This window comes from Pseudomonas sp. 43mfcvi1.1 (genome assembly GCF_900115935.1).
GTDB lineage: Bacteria > Pseudomonadota > Gammaproteobacteria > Pseudomonadales > Pseudomonadaceae > Aquipseudomonas > Aquipseudomonas bijieensis.
Genome location: NZ_UETT01000002.1, coordinates 498,367 through 521,392, shown reverse-complemented (window position 1 = coordinate 521,392; position 23,026 = coordinate 498,367). Strand labels below are relative to the sequence as shown.

The 23,026-nt window shown below is 61.4% G+C and carries 18 protein-coding genes; 10 read left to right on the top strand and 8 right to left on the bottom strand.

The genetic code is table 11. The features are described 5' to 3' along the window. Nucleotides 1-2 precede the first annotated feature (2 nt). The 3 genes from DTP52_RS05720 to DTP52_RS05710 form a co-directional block, all read right to left on the bottom strand. Nucleotides 3-683 (bottom strand): hypothetical protein, encoded by a 681-nt coding sequence (locus tag DTP52_RS05720; RefSeq protein WP_256594243.1) that lies wholly within the window; start codon nt 681-683, stop codon nt 3-5. Then, on the bottom strand, nt 680-1,384 hold the full coding sequence (locus tag DTP52_RS05715) for a hypothetical protein (protein WP_109752240.1): 705 nt from the start codon (nt 1,382-1,384) through the stop codon (nt 680-682). The genes DTP52_RS05720 and DTP52_RS05715 overlap by 4 nt, the downstream gene beginning before the upstream one ends. 63 nt (nt 1,385-1,447) lie before the next feature. After that, a complete protein-coding gene (locus DTP52_RS05710; RefSeq protein WP_109752238.1) occupies nt 1,448-2,257 on the bottom strand; it encodes a hypothetical protein in 810 nt (269 codons plus the stop codon). A 252-nt stretch (nt 2,258-2,509) separates the two neighbouring features. On the opposite strand from DTP52_RS05710, the gene DTP52_RS05705 reads away from it, so the two are divergent. Continuing rightward, nucleotides 2,510-3,106 carry a MarC family protein gene (locus DTP52_RS05705; RefSeq protein ID WP_109752236.1) on the top strand — a complete coding sequence of 199 codons (597 nt, stop codon included), beginning with the start codon at nt 2,510-2,512 and terminating at the stop codon, nt 3,104-3,106. Here the strand turns inward: DTP52_RS05705 and DTP52_RS05700 are convergent, their stop codons facing one another. The 5 genes from DTP52_RS05700 to cobG form a co-directional block, all read right to left on the bottom strand. Next, nucleotides 3,107-10,174 (bottom strand): TcdA/TcdB pore-forming domain-containing protein, encoded by a 7,068-nt coding sequence (locus DTP52_RS05700; protein ID WP_109752365.1) that lies wholly within the window; start codon nt 10,172-10,174, stop codon nt 3,107-3,109. It lies immediately after the preceding gene. 345 nt (nt 10,175-10,519) lie between these two features. Next, a complete protein-coding gene (cobJ, locus tag DTP52_RS05695; RefSeq protein ID WP_109752234.1) occupies nt 10,520-12,211 on the bottom strand; it encodes a precorrin-3B C(17)-methyltransferase in 1,692 nt (563 codons plus the stop codon). Then, nucleotides 12,211-12,942 carry a precorrin-2 C(20)-methyltransferase gene (locus DTP52_RS05690; RefSeq protein WP_109752233.1) on the bottom strand — a complete coding sequence of 244 codons (732 nt, stop codon included), beginning with the start codon at nt 12,940-12,942 and terminating at the stop codon, nt 12,211-12,213. The genes cobJ and DTP52_RS05690 overlap by 1 nt, the downstream gene beginning before the upstream one ends. Further along, nucleotides 12,942-13,568: a precorrin-8X methylmutase gene (locus tag DTP52_RS05685; protein WP_109752230.1), complete on the bottom strand. Its 627-nt coding sequence runs from the start codon at nt 13,566-13,568 to the stop codon at nt 12,942-12,944. Before DTP52_RS05685 ends, DTP52_RS05690 begins: the two co-directional genes overlap by 1 nt. Then, complete coding sequence (gene cobG, locus DTP52_RS05680; protein WP_109752229.1) at nt 13,561-14,925, bottom strand: precorrin-3B synthase; 1,365 nt, start codon at nt 14,923-14,925, stop codon at nt 13,561-13,563. The genes DTP52_RS05685 and cobG overlap by 8 nt, the downstream gene beginning before the upstream one ends. Before the next feature lie 501 nt (nt 14,926-15,426). Here cobG and cbiE point away from each other — a divergent pair. From cbiE to DTP52_RS05635, 9 genes are all read left to right on the top strand, one after another. Further along, nucleotides 15,427-16,638, top strand: coding sequence for a precorrin-6y C5,15-methyltransferase (decarboxylating) subunit CbiE (cbiE, locus tag DTP52_RS05675; protein ID WP_109752227.1), 1,212 nt, complete (start codon nt 15,427-15,429; stop codon nt 16,636-16,638). Then, nucleotides 16,631-17,728: a cobalt-precorrin-5B (C(1))-methyltransferase gene (locus tag DTP52_RS05670; RefSeq protein ID WP_109752226.1), complete on the top strand. Its 1,098-nt coding sequence runs from the start codon at nt 16,631-16,633 to the stop codon at nt 17,726-17,728. Before cbiE ends, DTP52_RS05670 begins: the two co-directional genes overlap by 8 nt. After that, nucleotides 17,725-18,453 carry a cobalt-precorrin-6A reductase gene (locus DTP52_RS05665; RefSeq protein ID WP_109752225.1) on the top strand — a complete coding sequence of 243 codons (729 nt, stop codon included), beginning with the start codon at nt 17,725-17,727 and terminating at the stop codon, nt 18,451-18,453. Before DTP52_RS05670 ends, DTP52_RS05665 begins: the two co-directional genes overlap by 4 nt. 192 nt (nt 18,454-18,645) lie before the next feature. Further along, the gene (locus DTP52_RS05660) at nt 18,646-18,948 is read left to right on the top strand and encodes a type II toxin-antitoxin system RelE/ParE family toxin (RefSeq protein ID WP_109752224.1); all 303 of its coding nucleotides are present in this window, start codon (nt 18,646-18,648) and stop codon (nt 18,946-18,948) included. 3 nt (nt 18,949-18,951) lie between these two features. Then, entirely contained in the window at nt 18,952-19,242 is a 291-nt protein-coding gene (locus DTP52_RS05655) for an addiction module antidote protein (RefSeq protein ID WP_109752223.1), read from the top strand. Between the two features lie 158 nt (nt 19,243-19,400). Beyond that, entirely contained in the window at nt 19,401-19,799 is a 399-nt protein-coding gene (locus DTP52_RS05650) for a DUF2946 domain-containing protein (RefSeq protein ID WP_109752222.1), read from the top strand. Between the two features lie 47 nt (nt 19,800-19,846). Beyond that, complete coding sequence (locus DTP52_RS05645) at nt 19,847-20,326, top strand: copper chaperone PCu(A)C (RefSeq protein WP_109752221.1); 480 nt, start codon at nt 19,847-19,849, stop codon at nt 20,324-20,326. Nucleotides 20,327-20,383: 57 nt separating this feature from the next. After that, entirely contained in the window at nt 20,384-20,788 is a 405-nt protein-coding gene (locus DTP52_RS05640; RefSeq protein ID WP_109752220.1) for a DUF2946 domain-containing protein, read from the top strand. Between the two features lie 84 nt (nt 20,789-20,872). Then, nucleotides 20,873-22,999, top strand: a complete 2,127-nt coding sequence (locus DTP52_RS05635; RefSeq protein ID WP_109752219.1) for a TonB-dependent copper receptor — start codon at nt 20,873-20,875, stop codon at nt 22,997-22,999. Nucleotides 23,000-23,026: the final 27 nt, after the last annotated feature.

The window sequence follows — 23,026 nt, the reverse complement described above, 5'->3', positions numbered from 1 at the left end:
GTTCAAAGTTCCAACGCATGCAGATGGCGGACTGTCTCGCTCATCACCGCGGCGGCGACTTTTTCTCTGAACGTTGCGTAGTGCAGCGTGCTGAATGTAATGACCGCCATTTCCTCCTGGCTGCTTTCCACCACGTCCTCTATCGGCCAGAACAGAAATCTCGAGACCGTTCTGCGGGTGCGGAACTGCTTGTGGTAGAGGCCTATTTCTATTCTCCCGGAAGACTTGGACGTGCAAGGGATCACCTGGAAGCATCCCGTGTCACGCAGCAGGCTTGTCCTTTCGAATACCTCGAGCGCATCGGGATTACGCCTCAGGGTTCCTAACGCCTGGCTCGCCTGCCGGGAAAAACGTTCATCGAATGACCGGGATATTTGCCGCGAAACGCTATCAACCATCAATCCCTGCCCCGCCCGCCCGGCACTGACAGGACGCGCCGAATCCCATCCCAGATACCTGAGTTTATTCTTGTAATAGTCGAACCAGTTGCCGACCAAACCGTCCTTGTAGGCCGAACGTGTTGCCAATTGCGCGTACAGGTTGCTCAGGTAGATATCCTCCCGATCCTGGAAGGACAGCCCCTCATCGAATGACACGATACTCCCGCCCACCACGGCAGCCGCCGGTGTGCCGCTGTGGCGAAGCAACTGCCCATCGGTCGATCGCCCCCCCATGTCATTCATAAAGACACAGCCCCCGTTACCTCAGGCTCGACCGCGTCGGAAATATCGATGATGTTCTTGGCGGCCTTATCCCCCAGCTTCTTGATAATGGCATCGCGAACGGGCGCATAGAGCGCATCGGACAAGTTCGCCTGGAAGCAGCGCAGTTGAATATCACCCGGTACAGGACCGGTGGAAAAAAGCGACCCAAGAGGATTGGTCGTAATGTGCCCAGTCTCAAACTCCACGCAAACACTGTTCAGCACAGGCCCCCGCTGGGCCAGGATGACTTGCAGCCTGACCCTGCACGCAGGCTCCGGGGATCTGGTGCCTTGAACCCGCTTGCACAATCGTTCAATGGCCGGCAAGGTGCAGGGCAATTGAGCGACACGATTCAACAGGCGCGTGAATTCAGTCACTTTAGTTTGGTCAACATATGTACCCAGTCGTTTTTCCACCCAAGTCATCATGGTGCATGTCGAAGAAGCATCGAGTGTAAAGTTGTCCCACGCTACCGCCTTCTGCAACCAACCCGTCTGTAAGACTTCCCGATATGCCCCGTACCATTCATCCAGTGACGTAAGAGCCGGATACTTCTTGTCGGCTACCAGCTGCGCAAACAATACCGAATTCATTACATCGCACTTCTCCTGCTCCAGCATATCCGCTGATAACAAGACAACAGCCCCGGCGTTGATAAAAACCGAACAATGATCACTCATTATAGTTACCTGATTCGCTAATGGATGGCGACCACTGTGTAGTCGCCAAAAGATCAAACGAGATTAAATCTCGTAGTCTTCGATCTTTTTCTGCGCACGATCACCCAACCTTGCAATGATGGTGGCTCGGGTACGATTAATAATTGACGGCACCATGGTCATATGACATTCGCCGCGATACAGATCGACCGAACTGCTGTCCCAATTCACAAACAGGACTTTGGTCTGATTCGTCCGATTAATGAAACGCACGGCCCCCAATGCCATGATGACTTCACCGTGTGGGGTTTCGTGGCAGGTCGCCACACCAAAACCACCCGCACCGGTCTCCCTGATATTTTGATCAAAGAGTTGAAGTGGCTTGTCACTGCTTTGCAGCGCAGCTATTGCGTCACCTGCCACTTTAAGCATCAGTGCCGACGTTGGCCCAGGAACAGCGGCGGCAGCCACGGCCGAACCCAGGATCCTCAACACCAGTTGATCCATCTTGAAGCTCCTGCCCGACGCCGCGACTGTGTCGTAATAGCGTTGCAGGATCGTCCAGCCGCAGTCTTGCATGACTTGCAGAAAGAATTGATACCACTCTCTACCTTGATCTTCCCGTGGATACGCCCTGTTCGCCGCCAACGATGCATACAGATAGGAATGCTGGATATCCGCCTGATTTTGCTCAGTCATTCCCGAGACGAATGCCAGGATACTTTCCCCGACAATCGAAGCGCGATCCGGCTTTTCCACAGCCGCTTTATACCCGACAGGATTGATTGCAACAGTGCGCGAAGAAACAACTAAATTTTCCGGCATGATTTCATAACTATTCAGCCGATCAAGACGATCAGCCAAGGTTAAAACCGAATCAAACTTAACACTCATAGATATATTCCTTATTTAATTAAGGTCCTCCATGGACCCCGGGGACAACATGACTCAAACCCACTCCGAACAACAACTGCAAAACTGTAACGGCACATAATTTCTGCGACACTGACATTTCAACGACACTTCGCTCCTCACAATAAAGCGAAGTTTTCGGCACTTAAAAATTTCACGTTCACGGGCGAGCCGACAGACACCCCCAGCGCCTGATAAACTCCACGGCAATTTCATTCGTCGTGAGCTTCGACCATGCTCCATGTGCTGTTCAGCGTTTACCTGAAGATGTTGGTGCTCTACAGCCCTTTCTTCGTGTTGTCGTGTTTTATCGGCCTGACTCGCGGCTATTCACGCAAGGAACAACGTCGCCTGGCCTGGAAGGTCGCGACCGCGACGCTGGTATCCAGCGTATTGCTGTACCTGTTCGGGCGAGTGATTTTCAGTGTATTCGGCATCACCGTGGACGCGTTCCGTATTGGCGCCGGCAGCGTGCTGTTCATTTCGGCGCTGGGCATGGCCCAAGGCAAGTCGGCCGTCCAGACCGACAGCGTTCAGCAGGACGTGACCATCGTCCCGCTGACCATTCCGTTGACCGTCGGCCCAGGCACCATCGGCGCCCTGCTGGTGATGGGCGTGAGCCAACCGCACTGGGACGACAAACTCATGGCCATCATCAGCATCGCCCTGGCCAGCTTCACCGTCGGCGTGGTGCTTTACCTGTCCAGCCGCATCGAGCGGATCCTGGGCGACCAGGGCTTGCAGATCGTCAGCCGCCTGATGGGGCTGTTTGTCTGTGCGCTGGCCGCGCAGATCATCTTTACCGGGGTCAAAGGCTATCTGGTGCCGTAATCAACCCACCTCATTGGTTTCCACCGCAGACGACACACTCAGCGCCTTGAGCGTGATACCGCTCTCGGCGTCCTGCAAGGCGTCCAATCGCTCTATCAGGGTCGAAACGGCATAATGTCGATTCCCGCCAAAACTGAGCAGGACTTCCCCACGCATGTTGATATCTGTCGCATACACCTCACGAACAATCACACTGTGCCCACTGTCCGGATCAATGATCACCAGGTGTTCCTGGACACGACTGAACAACAACTGATCAGGCTCATCCAGGCTCCAGAGCAATTTGCCGGGGATTGTCACCGCACGGCCCAGGGCATGCCGGCAGTCGAGGATGACCGACTTGACCCGCAACCAGGCCGCTTTTGACAGCCGGTAACTCACCGCACCTTGCCCCATGCGCAAAATCAGGGTCGTGACATCGTCGGGCATCAGCGCCAGCAGATCATCGATCTTCATGTCCTGGCCCTCGACGACCAGCACCTCGCCTTCGCGCTGGACATAACTGAGTGGCCCCACATGCCCCGCCTCCGGCAGGGTCAACAGCTTTCCATTCTCGCTTTCATGAAGTAATACCTGGGTCTGGCGCTGGGTTCCCAATAGCTCGAAAGACTGCGCAATCGCGGCCCTGGGAACTCGGATCATACGTCCGGTCTTGGCGACGAACCACGTCAGGCTACCGGGCTCCTCCACCGACAGCAGTGCGCCGTGAGACGACTGGGCCGCCAATTGCCTGAGCCCCTCTTGCTCCCGGCCATCTTGAGCGACCAGCCATTGATGAGTGACACCAGTAATCGAGGCCGGCTCCTGGTCTCGTAACGCGACCACCACCCCCTCGAATGTCACGCCACGCAACCCGGCCCCTTCAACCGCCAGCTCGACAAACTGCCAGGGCGCCCATTCACGCTGCGCGCTGGGTAGCGCATCGATCTGCAGCAAGCGTGAACCCTGACCAAAAGCCGCCTCCAGTTTCTGTGGGTCGATAAAGGCCTGGCGATAGACTTCACCCCTCGAAACATCGAATAACCACGCCGCCTCGCCATCCGGGGTAGCGCCGAGCAGGCGTACTTCCTTTGCAGGGCCCAGCTCAGCCAGTAACAGCCTGTTGCCGACGTACCAGGCACATAATTTGGCGTCGTCGTTGAAGTTGCTCAAACCGATAAGGGCAAATTGCTCGCTCGCCGATCTCCGGGCCAACGACTCCAATGCCAGCCACCAATGCCCCCGATCCTTGAACCATGTCTCGTTCACGCCGCCCAGCTTGAGGTCGCCCTGGCTCGTCAGGTTTAAGAACCGGCCATCGGATGTCAGCACCACGTAGCCACTCTCGGCAGCGATCACATTCTCCAGTTTGTCGGATTGCAACCACCGGTTGGACCACTGCCCTTTGCCCGCGACCAAAGTTCGCTGCCTGCGGCACAGCTCCTTTGCAAGCCGGTCATACACAACAAACCTATCGCTGTCGTCCGCCAGCGTGAGCAGCGTCAGGTCCGTCATGTTCTTGATCGAGTCGGCCCAGCCACGGGGACGGCCGCGTCTCGACGAAGGACGAATGATCAAGCCGTCCCTGTGGCGAACCCAGGCCATGTCCCGCAACTGCGGCTCGCTCTTCCAGCAGACCGAAACGAAGGGAGCCGGTTGCCAATTGACGGTGACAAAGGTGTCCTCGGTGCGAACAGACGGGACAAAGGGGTAATCGCTGCCCAGCACCTGGGACCAGTCGGCCAGTGTCTCGCTGGCGCTGAAAATGGATTCCAGCGCCGGGTCCAGATCGCGCGTGACCGAACTGAGCAGCAGTTGCCCTTCATGGATCACGTACACCAGCACATCGTCGGTCTGATCCTCGCGAGTGATGCGCTGCACGACATGAATCACCCCTTGCGCATCCGCCTCGACACGCTGGATGGTGGCGGTCGCATTCCTTGTGCTGCGCAACCAGTAACGATGGCTCAGCAACCCGGTGACCGCGTCGGCTTGCCAGATGATCAGGTCCTGTGGGTCATAGAAATAGCAGGCACCACCTGCCACCGCGCCCAGCACCGCGTCATCGACGCCTGGTAGTTCATTACGAATGAACAGGAAACGGTCATCCTTGGCGTCATACCAGGCCGTGATGTAGCGGGGCTCTTCCGGCTTCTCGAACGGCACCAGGTAACGATGAACCGGCGTATACGGCATCACCAGGCGGTGCTGCCTGGCAAGGCTCTTGAAGTGCTCCTGCAATGCCTGTCGATCCATGCCCGCAGGCACATCCTGCTCGACAACCACAAGCTTGCCCGCCTCCACCTTGAACACTTGATTCTGGCTGATCCGCAGCAGCACGTCGTGACGCCCCGATCCAGTGAGCGCCACCTGAACGTCGCCGATGAACAGTCTCGCGTAACGCTCGAGCCGGATATCACTCTCCTGGGCCCAAGGGGCGTCCAACACCCAACTCGAGTTCAACGGGCGCGCCGTATCCAGGGTCAGGCTCACGCCGGGGTGGAGCACCAATGCACAGCGCTTGCCGGCGCCCTGGATCTCATAGGTGATTTTTCCGTGCCAATCCGGTGGCAACACGGGCACCACCAGCGAGCGATCGATGCCATCGAGCAACACCTTGATCACCGTCGGCCGGTAATCCGGGACCAGGCGATAAAGGATGTAGTCACTGGGGAACGAGTAGAAAGAAAACAGAAACAGCCATCCTCCCTGCGCGGTCTTTTTCTCCAGGCGCCGTGCCGTGTCGAACCCGATGTCATGGCGCAGCCCGGCGAAGGGCAATGCCTTGTACTCGTAGCGGTAACAGGTTTGCGGCGTACAGGGCAGGACGATGGCTGCACCTGCCGGTGGCGTGAATCGGGCTCGACCCGGCAGATTCAGCTGGCGACGGATATCGATCGCCCGGTCGTAATCGTCATCAAAGGTAGGCACCCCGAAATGATCGCGCAGCGGATACAGCTTGGGGCTGTCCAGCATCAGCTCGGCGCGGGTCAGGTCCAGTGTATGAACGATCAGCGATGAACGCGGCAACCATGCGCCACCGCGGGCATCAGCCCGATAAGGCTGGAGATGGGCGGTTGCCACCTCATCGAAAAACAGCCCGACCTGCTTGGCTTCTTCGGCAATGGTGGCGAAGCCCTGGGCCAGCGCCGCCACCCCCACCGCCAACCCGCCCAGCATCACCGCAGCGCCGCCCAGCAATGCTCCAGCGGTGGTAGCGCCGGCAGCGTAGGCGCTCACCGACAACATCAGGCTGGCCGAGTCGAACGCCAGTTGGGTACCGAACTGAGCGCGTTCGACGTCGTTTTGTGCAGTCGACAACTGGTAGATGTCGAACCCGACATTCGCCAGTTGCAGCAATCCCCCGGTCGCTTCGCTCACGCTGCTTCCCACTGCGGTCTTGACCACGGGCGCGACGGTTTGGGCAATCAGTTTCTCCTGGGCCAATGCCTGTCGAACCAGGCCGACCAGGCCAGCGATATCGGCCACGTTGCCATGCACCAATTGCGCATAATTGACATAGGCATGCAACCGGACCGCCAGGCTAAGGGGCCGACCAGGCCCTTCTCGGCCCCGCAAGGCGTTCATCAGCGCTTGTATGGCGAAGCCGGCGTTCAGGGTGTGGACGCTGCCCACCTCGGTCGGATCGCTCGCTACGGAGGGTCTATTGGCCAAGGCTGAAAAACGTTCCGAGAGGTAGTTTTTTATCCGCAAGAGTCGAGGGTCGTCCGTGATGGCCCGTACCAACTGTTCCGGGTTCCCAGGATCGATCAGGCTTATCCGGTACGACCCGTTCGTCATGACCTCCAGGGTTTCGAACAAAGGCACAAGGTGAGGGGCCAGCTGATTTTTCTGCTGGAGGCCGCTGGTCACGTGCTCGATCTGCTGGCCCCACCAGTGACCATCCAGCGCCAGCAGGCAGTTGCCCAGCCGCGGATTGCTCTGCAGCGACTGCCCACGAGCGTTGATCAACCGCTGCCTGACAGGACGTTGCAATTGGCCGGGCAACGCTCCGGGTTGCAGCAGTTTCGCGACCTGGACGGCACCCGCCAATGTCACCTGTGACACCCGCGCGCCGTCCAGTTCGATCAGGTCGAACGTCGGGCGAACCGCATCGCCATACGCCGCGTAATGACTGGCCATCTTCTGCTGGAGGAAGAACTGCTCCAATGCCTGCCTGAACCGAGTCGAATCCTCGAATTCGAATACCCCAAAATTCGGATCGTAGAAGTGGTAAGTACCGCGCTCGCCCTCCCAGGTCTTGGCTACCAGCATGGCGTGATTATCGGAGTTGAGCATCAGTGTGCTGGTGGCTGTCCTGGCTTGCAGAATGTCCACGACTGCATTCAGGTCCGAGCGTGCCAGTGCACTGCCGACATCGCCGATCTGCACCTCGCGCAACGACTCCACGCACTGCAAGAAGGTCGCCGAATCGCTGGCCTCTGGCTCGATAACTCCCAAGTAAAAGCGCTCGCGCAGGGTATTGACCGCCGCCTTGCCCTCCGACAAGGCAGCCGCCATTGCCAGGGCCAGGGGATAACAACGTCCGCCGACCCTATCGCCCTCACCCTGGAGCAGTAAATCCTGGGGCACCAGCTTGATCGTGTCGGCTCCGAAATCGTCCAGGACGGTACCGAGGTGCTCCACGATCCGGACACGGTATTCCAATTTCGCCACCTGCCGGATGCGAGCCACCTGCCGACCCCATTGGCGCAGTGTCAAAGGCTGTTCCAGCGCGGCTTTCTTCAGCCCCAAGGCAGTTTCGTCATGCCCTGGCGGATCATCGGTAGCACTGGCGAGCCCGGCCAGGAAGGCTGGGGCCTTATGTTGATACAACGCCTGTTCGATCGTCGCGTAACGGCCAGCGGTGCCATGGGCGGCAAGGTTGTTGGCGAGGTTATCCAACTGCGGGCGAACCGCGTCGAAGCTGCGATTATCCAAGGTCTTCGCCCCCGTCAAGGCGCCCAGCAGCAAGCGTTGCAGGGGGCTCAATTGCGCGGCTTCGAAACGCCCTTCGGCGAGTTGCTTCAAGAGCTCGGCGATGGGCAACTGCCGCGTCTTCGCGTCACCCAACGAAGCAGGCGGCAACACGTCGACGCCTTGGGCGAGAATCACCTGACGCTCATCAAAGCCCAGCGGTATGGCCTTGTCGAAAGTCACCACGCCGTCATGGCTCCGACTCATGCTCTGCTTGAACGGCTCACCCAGCTCATCGGCCAGGTGCTGCAACAGGTCGGTGGACAGTACATACCGCCCCTCGATCACCGGCCAGCCGTCATCGAATTGGAGAGTGCGGTACTTGAGCAGCTCAGCCAGCTCACCCGCATAACGAACCTTGAACTGGCCCGTTTGCCAACGTTCAATCTCATCGCTGAGCCACTGCCGGGTGTCACTCTGATTCTCTTTCCAGGAGTGATCCAGTTCCTCCTCGGTGGCGCCATTGACGGTGCCGACGGCAGCAATGGCAGCCTCCTCCCGCCACTGCTCAGCGGTTTGAGGCGTAAAGTGCGTGTTCAGGTATTGCGCCATGCCCTCACGCATGGCGCCAGGCCCGGTCAGATAAATCGTCCCTTCGCTCTGGGGACGGATGCCGTCGCTGTAGTAAGTGGCGGCCGCCTCGACCAGAAAAGCCGCGCCCATTTCCGCTTCCGGCGGCAGCTCATGGAACGCACCGAAAACCTGCGTCGCAGCCTGCCGCGCCAGACCACTCATGGCCTCGACATCGGTGAGGGCCACGTTTTGTTCATCCGCCAGGCGAGCGGTGGCATCGACAATTGCATAATTGCGCCTGAAGCGCTCGAGCACGGCGTTGAGCATCGCCGCCCCTGGGTGGGCCATCAGGAAGGCGTTGCTCAACGAATTTCGTACGGTCACGGCTCGCAGCTCGTACGGACGAGCCAGGCGCTGCGCCGGCGGGCAGAAAACGCGGTTCAACTCGGGTCGGCTTTTGGCGAAACGCTCGAGTGCATCGCGATGCTCGGCCGGGATCGCACTGGAATAATCCGTGTACTGGCCGCGCAATGCCTGACGGCCCGGCATCCATTCGGGATTTCGATCGAGCAGCAACTGCAACACGCCCAGGCGTGCGTCGGTCTTGAACCCGCGAATGTCCACCTCGCCCAGCTTGTCCAACAACGGCGGCAGGTGATCGATATCGACGTAGCTGCCACCCTCGCTGAGCAAGGCTTCGACCCGCACGATATCGGAGCCGCCCGCCAACATGCCGCGCAGGCTGATCTCGCGTTCGTAGATATCCCGCAAATGCAAGGGTGCCTCACCAATGGCAACATCGCGCAGTATCAGGTCGCTGTCAGCCACGGCCATGAGACTGAGGCGGTTATCGTTCACCAAGGCCTTCAGCCGTGCCTTATCTTGCCCATAGGCCCGAACCAGCAAATCGATTCTCGCGTCGTCGGCGCTGCCGCCGCTTTCCACCACCTTCTTGATATGGGCGTACATCTGTTGTTTGAGAACAATGGCGCGCTCTTCATAACGGTCGCCCAACGCCAACGCATCGCTACTGGCCTGTGCGCCATTGAGCATGGCATCGGCCTTGGCGGCTTCGACAATGATTCGGTTGGTTTCATGGGCCAGCAGCGCGTCGCTGTCGTACCAGAGGCTGAGACGATAGCCCTCTGCGCCCATTACTTTTTTCCAGACATTGATGTAGTCACGCTGAATGGCCCCGACGCCGCCGCCGAGCCAGACAAAATGCAGGTTCTTCGGCACCTCGGTGGCGGGCAGTTTCAACTGTTCGAAACTGTAGTGCAGACGCGTTTCAAACCCTTCTATCTTGTTATACGTTTGCGCCAGGTCCGCAGCCCTGGCGTCCTCTGAGTTCAACGGCCCTGTCGCACGACGAGACCGGCTACTTCCCCGCAAAGCGCCTACCGCTTGTTTGAGCAACCCCAACGGTTCCAACATGCGCGGCGAATCCAGCAAGGTGATACAACCGAAGTAATACCGAAGCACCGCATCATATTGTTCGGAGCCCTTGTGGGAAATTAATGCCTGTTCGAGATCCTTGAGTTTTAACAACCCCACAAAATCGACGTAGTTATCCGCCGATGAAAACTTGGATTCACTCATAAACAACACTTCCATTTATTGTATAGAGATAAGAAAAACTTCACGCATCCATGCGCGAACAGGCCATTGGGAGCCTGCGGCCTAACCAAATGATGAGCATCAACTCAGGCAACAATTATTCCCAATGGGCTGGATAAAAACATAACGGTCATTGACGCGCGGCTCAACTAACAAGGAATTCAATAAGTTTCCAACCAGCAGGAGTTCAAACTTTTTTCTTCACCGCTTAATAAGCGCAGCGCTGAAAAGTTTTTATATAAGCAATCATTGAACAGACTTGCCCATGTAGAAGCCAGGGCATCACGAGCTCAGGTGAAGGTGGCCCGAACGGGCCACCGGGTTTGATCAAAGAGGTTTGTTGCCATACCAGCGCGGTGTGTACACCCAGTCGCCACCCTGGGCGCGTGGGAACACGCACGTGGTGGAGGAGCCGATCAGCACCATGGTGCGCATGTCCACTTGATCCGGGGTCAATGCCCCCAGCGTGGTGACACGCAACGTCTGCCCCGGACGACCGATATCGCGCCCCAGCACCACTGGCGTTTGCGCCGTGCGATGTTGCCCGACGATCTCCAGCGCCCGGCCCAACTGCCATGGCCGGGAGCGGGAGATCGGGTTGTAGAAGGCCAGGGCCAGGTCGGCCTCAGCCGCAAGAGCCAGGCGCTTTTCGATGATCGACCAGGGCTTGAGGTTGTCCGACAGCGACATCACACAGAAGTCATGCCCCAATGGCGCACCGGCCTGGGCAGCGGTCGCCAGGGACGCCGAGACACCCGGCAGGATCTGCAGGTCGACGTTGTGCCAATGGGCATCCGTCGACTCATGCAACGCTTCCAACACGGCGGCAGCCATGGCGAACACGCCCGGATCGCCAGACGACACCACCACCACGGAGCGGCCCTCGGCCGCCAGTTCGAAGGCATGTCGGGCCCGCTGCATCTCTTCGCGGTTGTCGGTGCAGTGTTGCACCTGATCGGCCCGAAAGGGCCCGGCCATGCGCACGTAGGTTTCATAACCGAGTACATCGGTGGCACGGTCGAGCTCGGCGCGCACCGCCGGCACCATCAACTCGGCGGCGCCCGGGCCAAGGCCGATCACCGCCAGGCGCCCGCGCGCACGACCAATCTGCTGCGGATCGAGGGGTTGCGCGGTCACGGCGATGGCATGGCTGCCCATGACCTGTAGCGACGCCGGTTGACCGAGGGCATCGCTCAACCACGTTTCGAGGTTGCCATTGGCCGCGGCAAAACGCAGCGGCACCCCCAACGCTGAAGCCGTTTCGTGCAGCTCGGCACGGGCCATGTCACTGTCCGCCGCCAACAGGCACGCCAGCGACTGCGGCGCGAGGCTGGCCTGCTCCAGTATCGCGCCGATGTCCGCCGACGCCCCTGCACTCAACGCCACCAGCACATTGCGCGGATAAATACGCAGTTCATCCGCCGTCGGTTTACCCGCAGCACTGTCGATACGAATCGCCAGCCGTGCCTGTTCATCCTCGGGCAACTGCGCCTGATCCAGCCATGGCGCGGCGCCTTCGATGCGCACCGATTCACCGGCCAGCAGATCGGAGACGAAACGCTTGCCTTGCTCCAGGTCGCCGAGGTTATAGCCACTCGGCGGATTGAGCAGGCAAGTGCCAAAACGCAGTTCACCGCTGGTGGTGATCGCCGGCGCGACTTGCAGCGCTGCGGCGATTTCCCGGGCCATGACATTGACCCCGCCCAGGCCGCCCAACAGCGGGACCACGGCGCTGCCATCCTCGGCCACGGCCAGCACCGGCGGCTCGACGCCTTTTTCCAGCAGCAGCGGCGCCAGGGTGCGGATGACGATACCCGCCGCGCACAGGGCGATGATCGGTGTGTCTTGCTGATAGAGCTCGCGCAACGTGGTGCCGAACTCGAGGTATTGACGATCCACCCCCTCGACCCGCCCAGCCAGGCCGTGGATCAACGCCTCGGGGTAGCGCTGTTGAATCCGTCGGGCGGTTGCCAGGCTGCCGGGGCCGAGGATGACGATGGCCGGCGTCTTGGCGGCCATCAACCCTGCCACCGTTCGCCCGGCACGATGATCAGCGAGAAGTACGGCGACGACATCGGCTCGACTTCATCCAACGGCACGATCTTCTGGTTGGCCATGGTCGCCCGTTCGACGTACAGCGCCCGCCCATCCAGGCCCAGCTCCTGAAGCACTTGGCGAACCTTGGGGAAATTGCGCCCCAGCTTCATGATCACCGCCGCGTCGGCATCGGCCAGGCGTCGCTTGAGCTCGTCATGGGGCAAGACGCCGGAGAGCACCGACAGGCTCTGGTTGCGATAGACCAGCGGCGCACCGAGCACCGAGGCCCCGCCGAGCATCGAGCACACGCCGGGAATGACCTGGGCCTCATAGCGCTCGGCCAGGCGATCGTGCAGGTACATGTAGGAGCCGTAGAAGAACGGATCGCCCTCGCAGATCACCGCTACGTCGCGCCCGGCATCCAGGTGCACGGCCAACTGCTCGGCGGCGGTGTCGTAGAAATCGGCGATCACCTGTTCATAGGACAGCGGCGCCGGCAGCGCTTCTGTGGTAACCGGGTAGACCAGCGGCAGCAACGTCTGCGCGTCCTGCAAATGCGCCTCGATGATGCCGAAGGCATTGCCCTTCTTGCCCTTGGCGACGAAGTACGCCACCACGGGCGATTCGCGCAGCAGGCGCAGGGCCTTGACGGTAATCAGTTCCGGGTCACCAGGGCCCACGCCGAGGCCGATCAGACGTCCAGGCTGCTGCATCATTCGATCTCCGTAGCGAGGGCGTTGACGGCGGCGGCGGCCATGGCACTGCCGCCGAGGCGGCCTTGCATGATCACGAACGGCACACCACGGCTGTTGGCCGCCAGCATCGCCTTGGACTCGGCGGCGCCGACGAAGCCCACCGGGAAACCGAGGATCAAGGCCGGTTTCGGTGCGCCGGCATCGAGCATTTCCAACAGGTAGAACAGCGCGGTCGGCGCGTTGCCGATGACCACGACGCTGCCCTCCAGGTGCGGACGCCACAACTCCAGCGCTGCCGCCGAACGGGTGTTGCCCAGTTCCACGGCCAACGCCGGCACGCGCTCGTCGCGCAAGGTGCAGATCACCGGGTTGTTGGCCGGCAGCCGAGCGCGGGTCACGCCTTCGGACACCATCCGTGCATCGCACAGGATCGGCGCACCGGCGGCCAACGCCTGGCGCCCGGCCGTGCCCGCGCCCTCGGAAAACTGCAGGCCGTCGATGGCCTCGACCATGCCGCAGGCGTGGATTACTCGCACCGCGAGTTTCTCCAGGTCGGCCGGAATGCGCGCCAGGTTGGCTTCGGCGCGGATGATCGCGAAGGAGTTGCGATAGATCTCCTGACCGTCGCGGATGTAATCAAGCATCAAGGGGGCTCCGGGGGCGAGCGTCGAGCCAGTGGCCGAGCGCTTCAATAGTCAGATTGTGTGCCTGCAACGCGCCGAAACCCGGCAGCGTGGCATCGCGAAAATACAGGTCGTAACGACCGGGAGCGACGGCCAGCAAGGTGGCCGGCGCGACATGGGCCGCCGCGCAGGAGCGCGGGCAGCCCGATAGATGAGCCTTCAAGGCATGACCCTGGCCTTGCAGCCGCTCGGCCAGTTGGCGGGCGTCGGCCTTGGTGTCGGCCAGGGCCTTGGCGCAGCCACTGGAACCGGTGCAGGCGATGAGTTGCGCCAGGGGCTGCTCGACCGAGCACAACAGGCCCAACCCCTCGAGCCCCGCCAGCACTTCGTCGGCATCCGCGCGGCGCACATTGGGCAGCAACAGGCTTTGCCAGGGGGTGAAGCGCAGGCTGCCGTCGCCCTTCTCCCGCGCCAACTGCGCCGCACCGCGCAGCATGGCGGTGTCGAGCCGACCAAGGGGCGCAGCGGCACCGACGTAGACGCGGTCATCGTGCTGGGGATGGATACCGATATGCAGTCCGTCGATGGACACGTCCCGCTGCCAATCGAGACAAGGTTGCAGGGGCACACGACGGGCCAACCGGGCCATGAACTCATCCATGGGGATTTCAGCCAGCAGGTGGCGCATGCGGATCTGGTCCGGGCGGGCCAGCTCGAGAAACAACTCCAGCACCGCCACCACCAGCGCATGCCCCTGGGCCAGGGGCACCCTGCCCGCCGGTTTATCCAACGGAACGCCGGCCAAGCCGAAGGCCAGCCAAGGCTCGCCATCGCGAACAAGGGCCGACAGCCATAGGTCGTGGTGATGTTCGAGCATCGCCAACGCTTCTCCACCGTCCAGTTGCACGGCGAACTTGGCCGACAACTCATGGAAGCGTTCCTGGGTTTGCAGGGTGACGAGAGTCTGCTCGGCCAACGGGCGGGTGTCGAACAGCATCTGTCGGTCGATCCCGGCCGAGGGGCTGAGCATCAGGTTGCGTACGTCATCGCCGGCCGGTTTGCGAGGGCCAAGCCCGGCGGCCAGCAATGGCTCGATCAGCGCACCGTGCTCAAGGCCGATCCCACGGATTTGCAGGTTGGCCCGGTTGGTCGCCTCGATCACGCCCCCGGCAAACCGCTCGGCCACCGACGCCACGGCTTCGGCCTGACTGGCCTGAATGGAACCGCCATCGAGCTTGATCCGGCAGATCCCGCCGTCCAGCGCCTGGACGACACGCAGCAACCCCGGGCAACCGGAAGGGCGTACGACGTTGGAGGATGGACATTCGTTCAAGGGCAGACCGAGATAAGGCACGCCATGACGGCGAAGGAGCGCCATTATGCCTGCTTTGCCGGGGGTCATGAAAAGCTTGCTGGTCGGATTGACGTGAGATTGCTCAAGAACACGGGCGGCCTGTTCCAATGAGGTTGTCTGTTGCTCGCGATAGCGGTCTGTCTGAAAAGCTGATGCTGAATGGACCGACGCCATCGCGAGCAGGCTCGCTCCCACAGTTTTGGTCTGGTGGTGCACAAACTCTGTGGTTCACCCAAAATCCCCTGTGGGAGCGAGCCTGCTCGCGATAGCGGTCTGCCTGAAAAGGTGATGTCGGATGGACCGCCGCCTTCGCGAGCAAGCCCGCTCCCACAGGTTTGGTCAGGTTGTGCGCAAATCCTGTGTTCACCACAAATCCACTGTGGGAGCGGGCTTGCTCGCGAAAGCGGTCTAGCAGCCACAATGATGTTGCGCCAGGCGCCTGATCCGCCGGGGCGCGGTATGATGGCGGCCCGGTTCGCGGCGGCAACGTCCTGTCGATCAACCCCATTCATTCGAGGAACAGAGATGACCCCCTGGCTGACCGTAGTGGGCATCGGTGAAGACGGCTTCAAGGGCCTGGGCCGAACGGCTCGCCATGCCTTGCTGCGGGCGTCGCACATTGTCGGTAGCGATCGGCAACTGGCGCTGCTGCCACTGTGTATCAGCGGCGAACGGGAGCTGTGGCCGAGCCCGTTTTCCCTGGAACCGCTGCTCGCTCGGAAGGGTGAGCCGGTGTGCGTGCTGGCCAGCGGCGATCCGATGTTCTACGGCGTGGGCGCCAGCCTGGCGAAACAGGTGCCGAGTGAGCAAATGCTGGTCATCCCCGCGCCCTCATCCTGCTCGCTGGCCGCGGCGCGCATGGGCTGGCCGTTGCAGGACGTGGTCACGCTGTCGTTGGTGGCGCGTCCCCTGGCGGCGCTCAATGGGTATTTATCCACAGGCCTCAGGCTGTTGCTGCTGAGCAATGACCGCCACAGCCCTACCGCCGTGGCGACGTTACTGCGGGAGCGGGGATTCGGTCCAAGTACCATGACCGTGCTGGAACATTTGGGCGGGGCGGCAGAACGACGGATCGACGGTCGCGCCGCGCAATGGTCCGACGACACCGTCGCCGACCTGAACCTGATCGCCATCGAATGCCGGGCCGAACCGTCGACACCGCGCCTGTCACGCCTGGCCGGTTTGCCAGACACCGCGTTCGAACATGACGGCCAGTTGACCAAACGCGACGTGCGCGCCATCACCCTGGCCCGCCTCGCCCCGACGCCCGGCGAACTGCTCTGGGATGTCGGCGCCGGCAGCGGCTCCATCGGCATCGAATGGATGCGCACCCACCCCAGTTGCCGAGCCCTGGCCATCGAGGCCGACGAAGGCCGCCAAGCCTTGATCGAACGCAACCGCGACAGCCTCGGCGTGCCCGGCCTGCAACTGATTCGCGGGAAAGCCCCGCAGGCTTTGGAAAGACTGGAGCGCCCGGACGCGGTATTCATCGGCGGCGGCGTCACCCGCGCGGGCGTGCTCGACGCTTGCTGGGCCCAACTCAAGCCCGGCGGTCGGCTTGTCGCCAACGCCGTGACATTGCAAAGCGAAACAACCCTCATGCACTGGCGCGAACGTCACGGCGGCGAACTGACCCGCATCCACATCGCCCAGGCCCAGCCATTGGGCGAATTCGACACCTGGCGCCAGGCCTTGCCGATCACCTTGCTCGACCTGGTCAAACCCCTCGATGCGTGACGAAACCGCCGAACAACCCGCCCCCCTGCGCAGCGGCCTGACCACCGGCAGTTGCGCCACGGCCACCAGCCTGGCGGCCGCTCGATTGCTGCTGCGCGGCACCGAAGCCGACGCCGTGGAAATCGTACTGCCCAAGGGCAAGCAAGTGCAGATGCGCCTGGAGTTCTGTCGACTGACCGAACAGGGTGCCGAGGCCGGGACGATCAAGGACGCGGGCGATGACCCGGACGTGACCCACGGCGCCCTGCTGTTTTCCCAGGTGCGCTTGATCGCCGAGCCCGGCGTGCGCTTCGTCGCCGGTCGCGGCGTGGGAACAGTGACGCGACCGGGGTTGGTGCTGGAAGTCGGTGAGCCGGCGATCAACCCAGTGCCGCGCAAAATGATCAACGACCACCTCGGCCGTCTGGCCGAGGAAAGCGGTTACGCCGGCGGCTTCGAAGTCACGGTCAATGTCGAGGGCGGCGAAGCCCTGGCGCTGAAAACCATGAACCCACGCCTGGGGATTCTCGGCGGCCTGTCGATCCTCGGCACCAGTGGCATCGTCCGGCCGTTCTCCTGCGCGGCCTACATTGCCTCGATCCACCAGGGCATCGACGTGGCGAAAACCAACGGCTACCTGCACATCGCTGCCTGCACCGGCAATGCCAGCGAAGACACCATGCGCCGGGTCTACAACCTGCCGGAAATCGCCCTGATCGAAATGGGCGACTTCGTCGGCGCCGTGCTCAAACATGTGCGCAAGGTACCCGTGGAAAAACTCAGCCTCTGCGGCGGCTTCGGCAAAATCAGCAAACTCGCCGCCGGCCACATGGACCTGCACAGCCGTCACTCCAGCATCGACCTGCCACAACTGGCCGAATGGGCCGCCGCCATCGGTGCCGATGAGGCGTTGCAGCAAGGCATTCGCCAGGCCAACACCAGCCAGCAAGCCCTGGCAATGGCCAGCGCCGCCGGCATCGCCCTCGGCGACGCGGTGTGTGAGCATGCGCTGGCCTTCGCCCGCAGTGTGGTGCCGACCCAGGTCCAGGTCGAAGTCTTCGCCATCGACCGCCAGGGCGGGATCGTCGGCCACGCCGGAGTCTTTAAATGAAACGTATCCTGCTGCTCGGTGGCGTCACCGAAGCCCTGGCCATCGCCCGCACGCTCGGACCCCAGCACATCTACAGCCTGGCCGGCATCGGTCGCATCCCCACCGACCTGACCTGCCAGGTACGCGTCGGCGGCTACGGCGGTGCCGAAGGACTGGCGCAATTCATCCGCGCCGAAGGCATCGACCTGCTGCTGGACGCGACCCACCCCTACGCCGCCCAGATCAGCCACAACGCCGCCCAGGCAGCCAGCGTCTGCGCCATCCCCTGCTGGGCCCTGCGCCGCCCGGCCTGGCAGCCCCAGGCCGGGGACGACTGGCGCGAAGTGGCCGATTGGGCCGACCTGATCCAGGCCCTGCAACCGTTCCACCGGCCCCTGTTCACCCTCGGTCGTGAGCCATTGCAACACCTGCACGAAATTCCGCCCGGGCAATTCTGGACCCTGCGCGCCTTGGATGTTTACCCGGGGAATGAGCGCTGTGAAGTCATCGGGGCGCGGGGGCCGTTTCACATCGAGGATGAGCGTGAGCTGTTTGCGCGGCGGCAGATCGATGTGCTGGTCAGTAAGAACAGCGGGAGTACGGCCACCGAACCAAAGCTTGAGGTGGCGCGGGAGCTGGGGGTGCCGGTGTTGGTGTTGAAGCGGCCGGTGTTGCCGGGGGTAGATCGGGAGTTTGGAGTGGTCGATAAGGTGCTGGACGCTTTATTCGTACCTGACGGGTTCTGAATTCAGCACGCCAACGCGACATTTCCGACGAACTTTCAAGACGGAGCCGGCTGTTTCGTCCAAGACGTTCAACTCTATAGTTCCAATCCTTAATACCCGCCGCAGCACTTGACTGCCATTAAGCATGAACGAGCCGTCTCGCGCCGAGGAAAGTGCTGCTTGCCAATGTGTATCCCAAGGAATACGATCCGAATGATCGAATTTGAACACTCCCGAGTATTTTCAAGCTGGCTTAGCGGGTTGAAGGACATCTCTGGGAAGGCTCGCATCATCGCCAGGCTTCGATCTGCAGAGCATGGAAATTTTGGTGATTGCGAACCGGTGGGCAGCGCAGTATATGAGATGCGTATTCACTCGGGTCCGGGCTACAGAGTGTACTTCTCCCGTCGAGGCCCCGTGTTTTATTTACTGCTTGTGGGAGGTGACAAATCGACTCAGAAACGGGATATCACACGCGCTATTCAAATGGCGCAAACCATGGGCAATGAGGAGTGAATCATGACCGAGGAATTCACACGTTTCGATGCAGCCACCTACCTCAAGACGCCTGAGGAAATGGCCGCATATCTGGATGCCTGTTTTGAAGAAGATGCGGGTGACGGCGTACTGGTTCGAGCAGCTCTTAACGATATCGCCAGGGCAAAAGGCATGACGCAAATTGCCCGTGATGCGGGCCTGGGGCGAGAGAGTCTTTACAAAGCACTGGGAAGTGCGGGTAATCCAGAGTTCACAACTATCATGAAAGTCATGAAAGTTTTGGGCTTGAGGTTACATGCTACAACCATTTAACAAAACGTTCTCCCTCGCCACGAGAGCACTTACTTGAAGATCTGTTGCTACTGTTAAACCCTAGCCCTGCGACCCTACACCGCACGTGGCCTTTTTACTTCTCAACCCCGATCAGGCTAAATACCGCCACCTGATCGCCCAACCGAGCGGATTGCCCCATGTCCCGACAACGGCTTGCATTTGCCTGGATCGCCTGCTTCGCAGTGCTGTTCAACATGCTTGCCATGCCCCTTTCCGGCAGCGGTGGCGCGATGGCGAGTGCACCGACCGAGCAAGTGTTGTGGGGCAGTTTCTGCTCCTCCAGCGGCATGAAAATGGTGGCGATTTCCCTGGGCAAATTCGAGCAGGGCACGCCGCAAAAGGACAATCATTCGACGATGCAGCATTGCTGGTGCTGCTCAGGTTCGGCGCCATCGGTGGCGCTTACCGGGCAGGTCCCCCAGTTGTATCTGGATGCACAGCTGGCGCATCGCAGAATCGCCCATTCGAAACTCGACAGTCCCACACCGCGCCAGCAATGGCCGAGCCTCAACCCCCGCGCCTCGCCTCTGGTCTGATTCCTTCCGCATAACCCTGCGCCTTGAATCGTTCTGGAGAATCACCCATGTTGAACAGACTCATCCTGTTGGCTGCCCTGCTGCTTCCCGTCGGCTTCGCCCAAGCTCACCAGTACAAGGTGGGCGAGCTTGAAATCGCCCATCCGTGGTCCCAGGAATTGCCGCCCAACGCGCCGACCGTGGCCGCGTATTTCGTGATTCACAACAAGGGCACCACCGCCGACAAACTGCTCAGCGTCGATTCGCCGATTGCCGGCAAGGCCGAGCTCCACGAACACGTGATGCAAAACGACCTGATGAAAATGCAACCGGTGCCCGTCGTGGATATCGCCCCCGGTGCCACCGTCACTTTCGCGCCGATGGCGTATCACGTGATGCTGCTGGACCTGAACGATCGCAGCCTGCTCAGCGATGGCAAACGCTTTGCCATGACCCTGCATTTCGAAAAAGCGGGGGATGTCACGGTCGACGTCGCGGTGCAGAAAAAAGCCCCCGGCGGCGAAAAAAACCAGATGCACATGCACTAAGCGCATTTGCCCGTGGCTCTTCCTCGCAACAGGTCCGCCATGCCCCGCCGTCAGCCCATGAGCCTGACACGCGGCAGCTGGCTCAGCCTGTTCGCCATGCTGATGATCTTTATCGGTCCACTGATTTCTCAGTCGATGCCGATGGATCAGCGCATGTCTTCGTCCATGCCTGTGTCTATAGGCATGAGCATGGAGATGGACATGTCGGCAGGAGCCCACGCCGAGCATGCCGCACCAGCGACCGAACACTGCCAGCCTAAGAGCGAGCATCACGCACTGTGGGAAAAGTGCGGCTATTGCAGCCTGCTGTTCAACTGTCCCGCATTGCCGGGTGGCCACACCTTCGCTGTCTTCGACACACCGTCGGCCAGCACCTACACCAGCCCTTTCCCACGCCTGGGCCATGCCCGGCAACCGTTCTTCCCGGGTGCCCGCACCCGCGCACCGCCCCTCGACGCGTAAGCCCGACACTTACCTCATCCCGGTCGCACAAGACAGCCCCAGGCTGCCCGACCGTGTCGTCTACGTCTGTTCGATGGAATTATCATGTCCAGGTTTTCTGCTGGCACCGCTTTGGGCACTGCCCAGGTTCGCTGCCCCCCGAACGAGCCACGGGTTCGTTTACGTCATTCGGTCGCCGCACTGTGCGGCCTGCTGCTCACGCCCTACGTACTTGCCGATGAGCACGAGCATCACGAGGCTCAGCTCGAAGAACTTAGCCCGACAGTCATCACCGCCATCGCCCCCAGTTCGCCCCTGACCGTCGTCACCAACCCCAAGGATCCGCGCCAACCGGTACCGGCCAGTGATGGCGGCGACTACCTCAAGACCATTCCCGGCTTCGCCCTGGTGCGCAACGGTGGCACCAATGGCGACCCGGTGCTGCGCGGCATGTTCGGCTCGCGGCTGAACATCCTCACCAATGGCAGCATGCTGTTGGGCGCCTGCCCAGGCCGGATGGACGCGCCGACCTCCTACATCTCGCCGGAAACCTACGACAAGCTCACCGTGATCAAGGGCCCGCAAACCGTGCTCTGGGGCCCCGGTTCATCGGCGGGGACCATCCTGTTCGACCGCGAGCCGGAACAGTTCGGCGAGCTCGGCACCCGGGTCAACGCCAGCGTGCTGGCCGGCTCCAACGGCCGTTTCGACAAAGTGGTGGATGCCGCCGCCGGTGGACCGCTGGGTTATATGCGGGTAATTGGCAACACCGCCCATTCGGACGACTACCGCGACGGCAACAACGACACCGTGCCGTCGCGCTATGACAAGTGGAACGGCGACGTCACCCTCGGCTGGACCCCGGATGCCGACACTCTGCTGGAGTTGACGGCCGGCAAGGGTGACGGCGAAGCGCGCTACGCCGGGCGTGGCATGGACGGCTCGCAGTTCAAGCGCGAAAGCCTCGGGCTGCGGTTCGAACGCTCGAACCTCGGTGACGTGCTGGATAAGGTCGAGGCGCAGGTCTACTACAACTACGCCGACCATGTGATGGACAACTACACGCTGCGCACACCCTCCGGCACCGGGATGATGGCCGGGCCCATGGCCTCCAACGTCGACCGCCGCACCCTCGGCGCACGTATCAAGGCCACCTGGCACTGGGCCGATGTGCAATTGATCAGCGGCCTGGACGCCCAGACCAACGAGCATCGCCAACGCAGCAGCATGGGCGTGGACACCTATAAGGACCAGCCCTACACCAAGGACGCCGACTTCCACAATTACGGCGTGTTCAGCGAGCTGACCTGGTACGCCGCCGACCGCGACAGAGTCATCACCGGCGCCCGCCTCGACCGGGCCTCGGCCAAGGATTACCGCCAGAGCATCGGTTCCGGCATGTCGGCCCGGCCCAACCCCACCGCCGACGAGACCCGTGCCGACACCCTGCCCAGCGGCTTCGTGCGCTACGAACACGATCTGGACGACAGCCCCACCACCCTCTACGCAGGCGTGGGTCACGCGCAACGCTTCCCCGACTACTGGGAGCTGTTCTCGGCGAACGCCGGCCCCAGCGGTTCGTTGAATGCCTTCGACGCGATCAAGCCGGAGAAAACCACCCAGCTCGACTTCGGCCTGCAATACAAGACCGAAACCCTCGAAGCCTGGGCATCGGGTTACGTCGGGCAGGTACGCGACTACATTCTGTTCGACTACACCCCAGGGATGATGGGCACCACTTCCCGGGCCGAGAACATCGATGCGCGGATCATGGGCGGTGAGCTGGGCGCAGCCTACAAGCTGACCGAGCGCTGGAAAGCCGACGCCACCCTGGCCTACGCCTGGGGCAAGAACAGCAGCGACGGCAGCGCCCTGGCGCAAATGCCGCCGCTGGACGCACGCCTGGGCCTGACCTACAGCGAAGACCGCTGGAGCGCCGGGGCCTTGTGGCGGGTGGTGGCGGCGCAGCACCGGGTCGATGAGAACAAGGGCAACGTGGTCGGCAAGGACTACGGCAAAAGCTCAGGCTTCGGCGTGTTCTCATTGAACGGCGCCTACCGCATCAATAAACACTGGAAGGTCAGCAGCGGCGTCGACAACCTGTTCGGCAAAGCCTACGCCGAGCACTTGAACCTGGCCGGTAACGCCGGGTTCGGCTACCCGGCGAGCGATCCCCAGGCCATCAACGAACCGGGGCGCACGCTCTGGACGAAGGTGGATATGAGTTTCTAAAAACTTGCCCGAAGCAAACATAAAACC

Excerpts from the sequence above, each read along its gene's own strand:
- DTP52_RS05635 (WP_109752219.1), top strand. The coding sequence starts at position 20,873 with ATGTCCAGGTTTTCTGCTGGCACCGCTTTGGGCACTGCCCAGGTTCGC.
- DTP52_RS05670 (WP_109752226.1), top strand. The coding sequence starts at position 16,631 with ATGCGTGACGAAACCGCCGAACAACCCGCCCCCCTGCGCAGCGGCCTG.
- DTP52_RS05640 (WP_109752220.1), top strand. The coding sequence starts at position 20,384 with ATGAGCCTGACACGCGGCAGCTGGCTCAGCCTGTTCGCCATGCTGATG.
- DTP52_RS05710 (WP_109752238.1), bottom strand. The coding sequence starts at position 2,257 with ATGAGTGTTAAGTTTGATTCGGTTTTAACCTTGGCTGATCGTCTTGAT.
- DTP52_RS05690 (WP_109752233.1), bottom strand. The coding sequence starts at position 12,942 with ATGCAGCAGCCTGGACGTCTGATCGGCCTCGGCGTGGGCCCTGGTGAC.
- DTP52_RS05660 (WP_109752224.1), top strand. The coding sequence starts at position 18,646 with ATGATCGAATTTGAACACTCCCGAGTATTTTCAAGCTGGCTTAGCGGG.
- DTP52_RS05665 (WP_109752225.1), top strand. The coding sequence starts at position 17,725 with ATGAAACGTATCCTGCTGCTCGGTGGCGTCACCGAAGCCCTGGCCATC.
- DTP52_RS05720 (WP_256594243.1), bottom strand. The coding sequence starts at position 683 with ATGAATGACATGGGGGGGCGATCGACCGATGGGCAGTTGCTTCGCCAC.
- DTP52_RS05705 (WP_109752236.1), top strand. The coding sequence starts at position 2,510 with ATGCTCCATGTGCTGTTCAGCGTTTACCTGAAGATGTTGGTGCTCTAC.
- cbiE (WP_109752227.1), top strand. The coding sequence starts at position 15,427 with ATGACCCCCTGGCTGACCGTAGTGGGCATCGGTGAAGACGGCTTCAAG.
- cobJ (WP_109752234.1), bottom strand. The coding sequence starts at position 12,211 with ATGGCCGCCAAGACGCCGGCCATCGTCATCCTCGGCCCCGGCAGCCTG.
- DTP52_RS05645 (WP_109752221.1), top strand. The coding sequence starts at position 19,847 with ATGTTGAACAGACTCATCCTGTTGGCTGCCCTGCTGCTTCCCGTCGGC.
- DTP52_RS05685 (WP_109752230.1), bottom strand. The coding sequence starts at position 13,568 with ATGCTTGATTACATCCGCGACGGTCAGGAGATCTATCGCAACTCCTTC.
- DTP52_RS05700 (WP_109752365.1), bottom strand. The coding sequence starts at position 10,174 with ATGAGTGAATCCAAGTTTTCATCGGCGGATAACTACGTCGATTTTGTG.
- DTP52_RS05650 (WP_109752222.1), top strand. The coding sequence starts at position 19,401 with ATGTCCCGACAACGGCTTGCATTTGCCTGGATCGCCTGCTTCGCAGTG.
- DTP52_RS05655 (WP_109752223.1), top strand. The coding sequence starts at position 18,952 with ATGACCGAGGAATTCACACGTTTCGATGCAGCCACCTACCTCAAGACG.
- cobG (WP_109752229.1), bottom strand. The coding sequence starts at position 14,925 with ATGGCGCTCCTTCGCCGTCATGGCGTGCCTTATCTCGGTCTGCCCTTG.
- DTP52_RS05715 (WP_109752240.1), bottom strand. The coding sequence starts at position 1,384 with ATGAGTGATCATTGTTCGGTTTTTATCAACGCCGGGGCTGTTGTCTTG.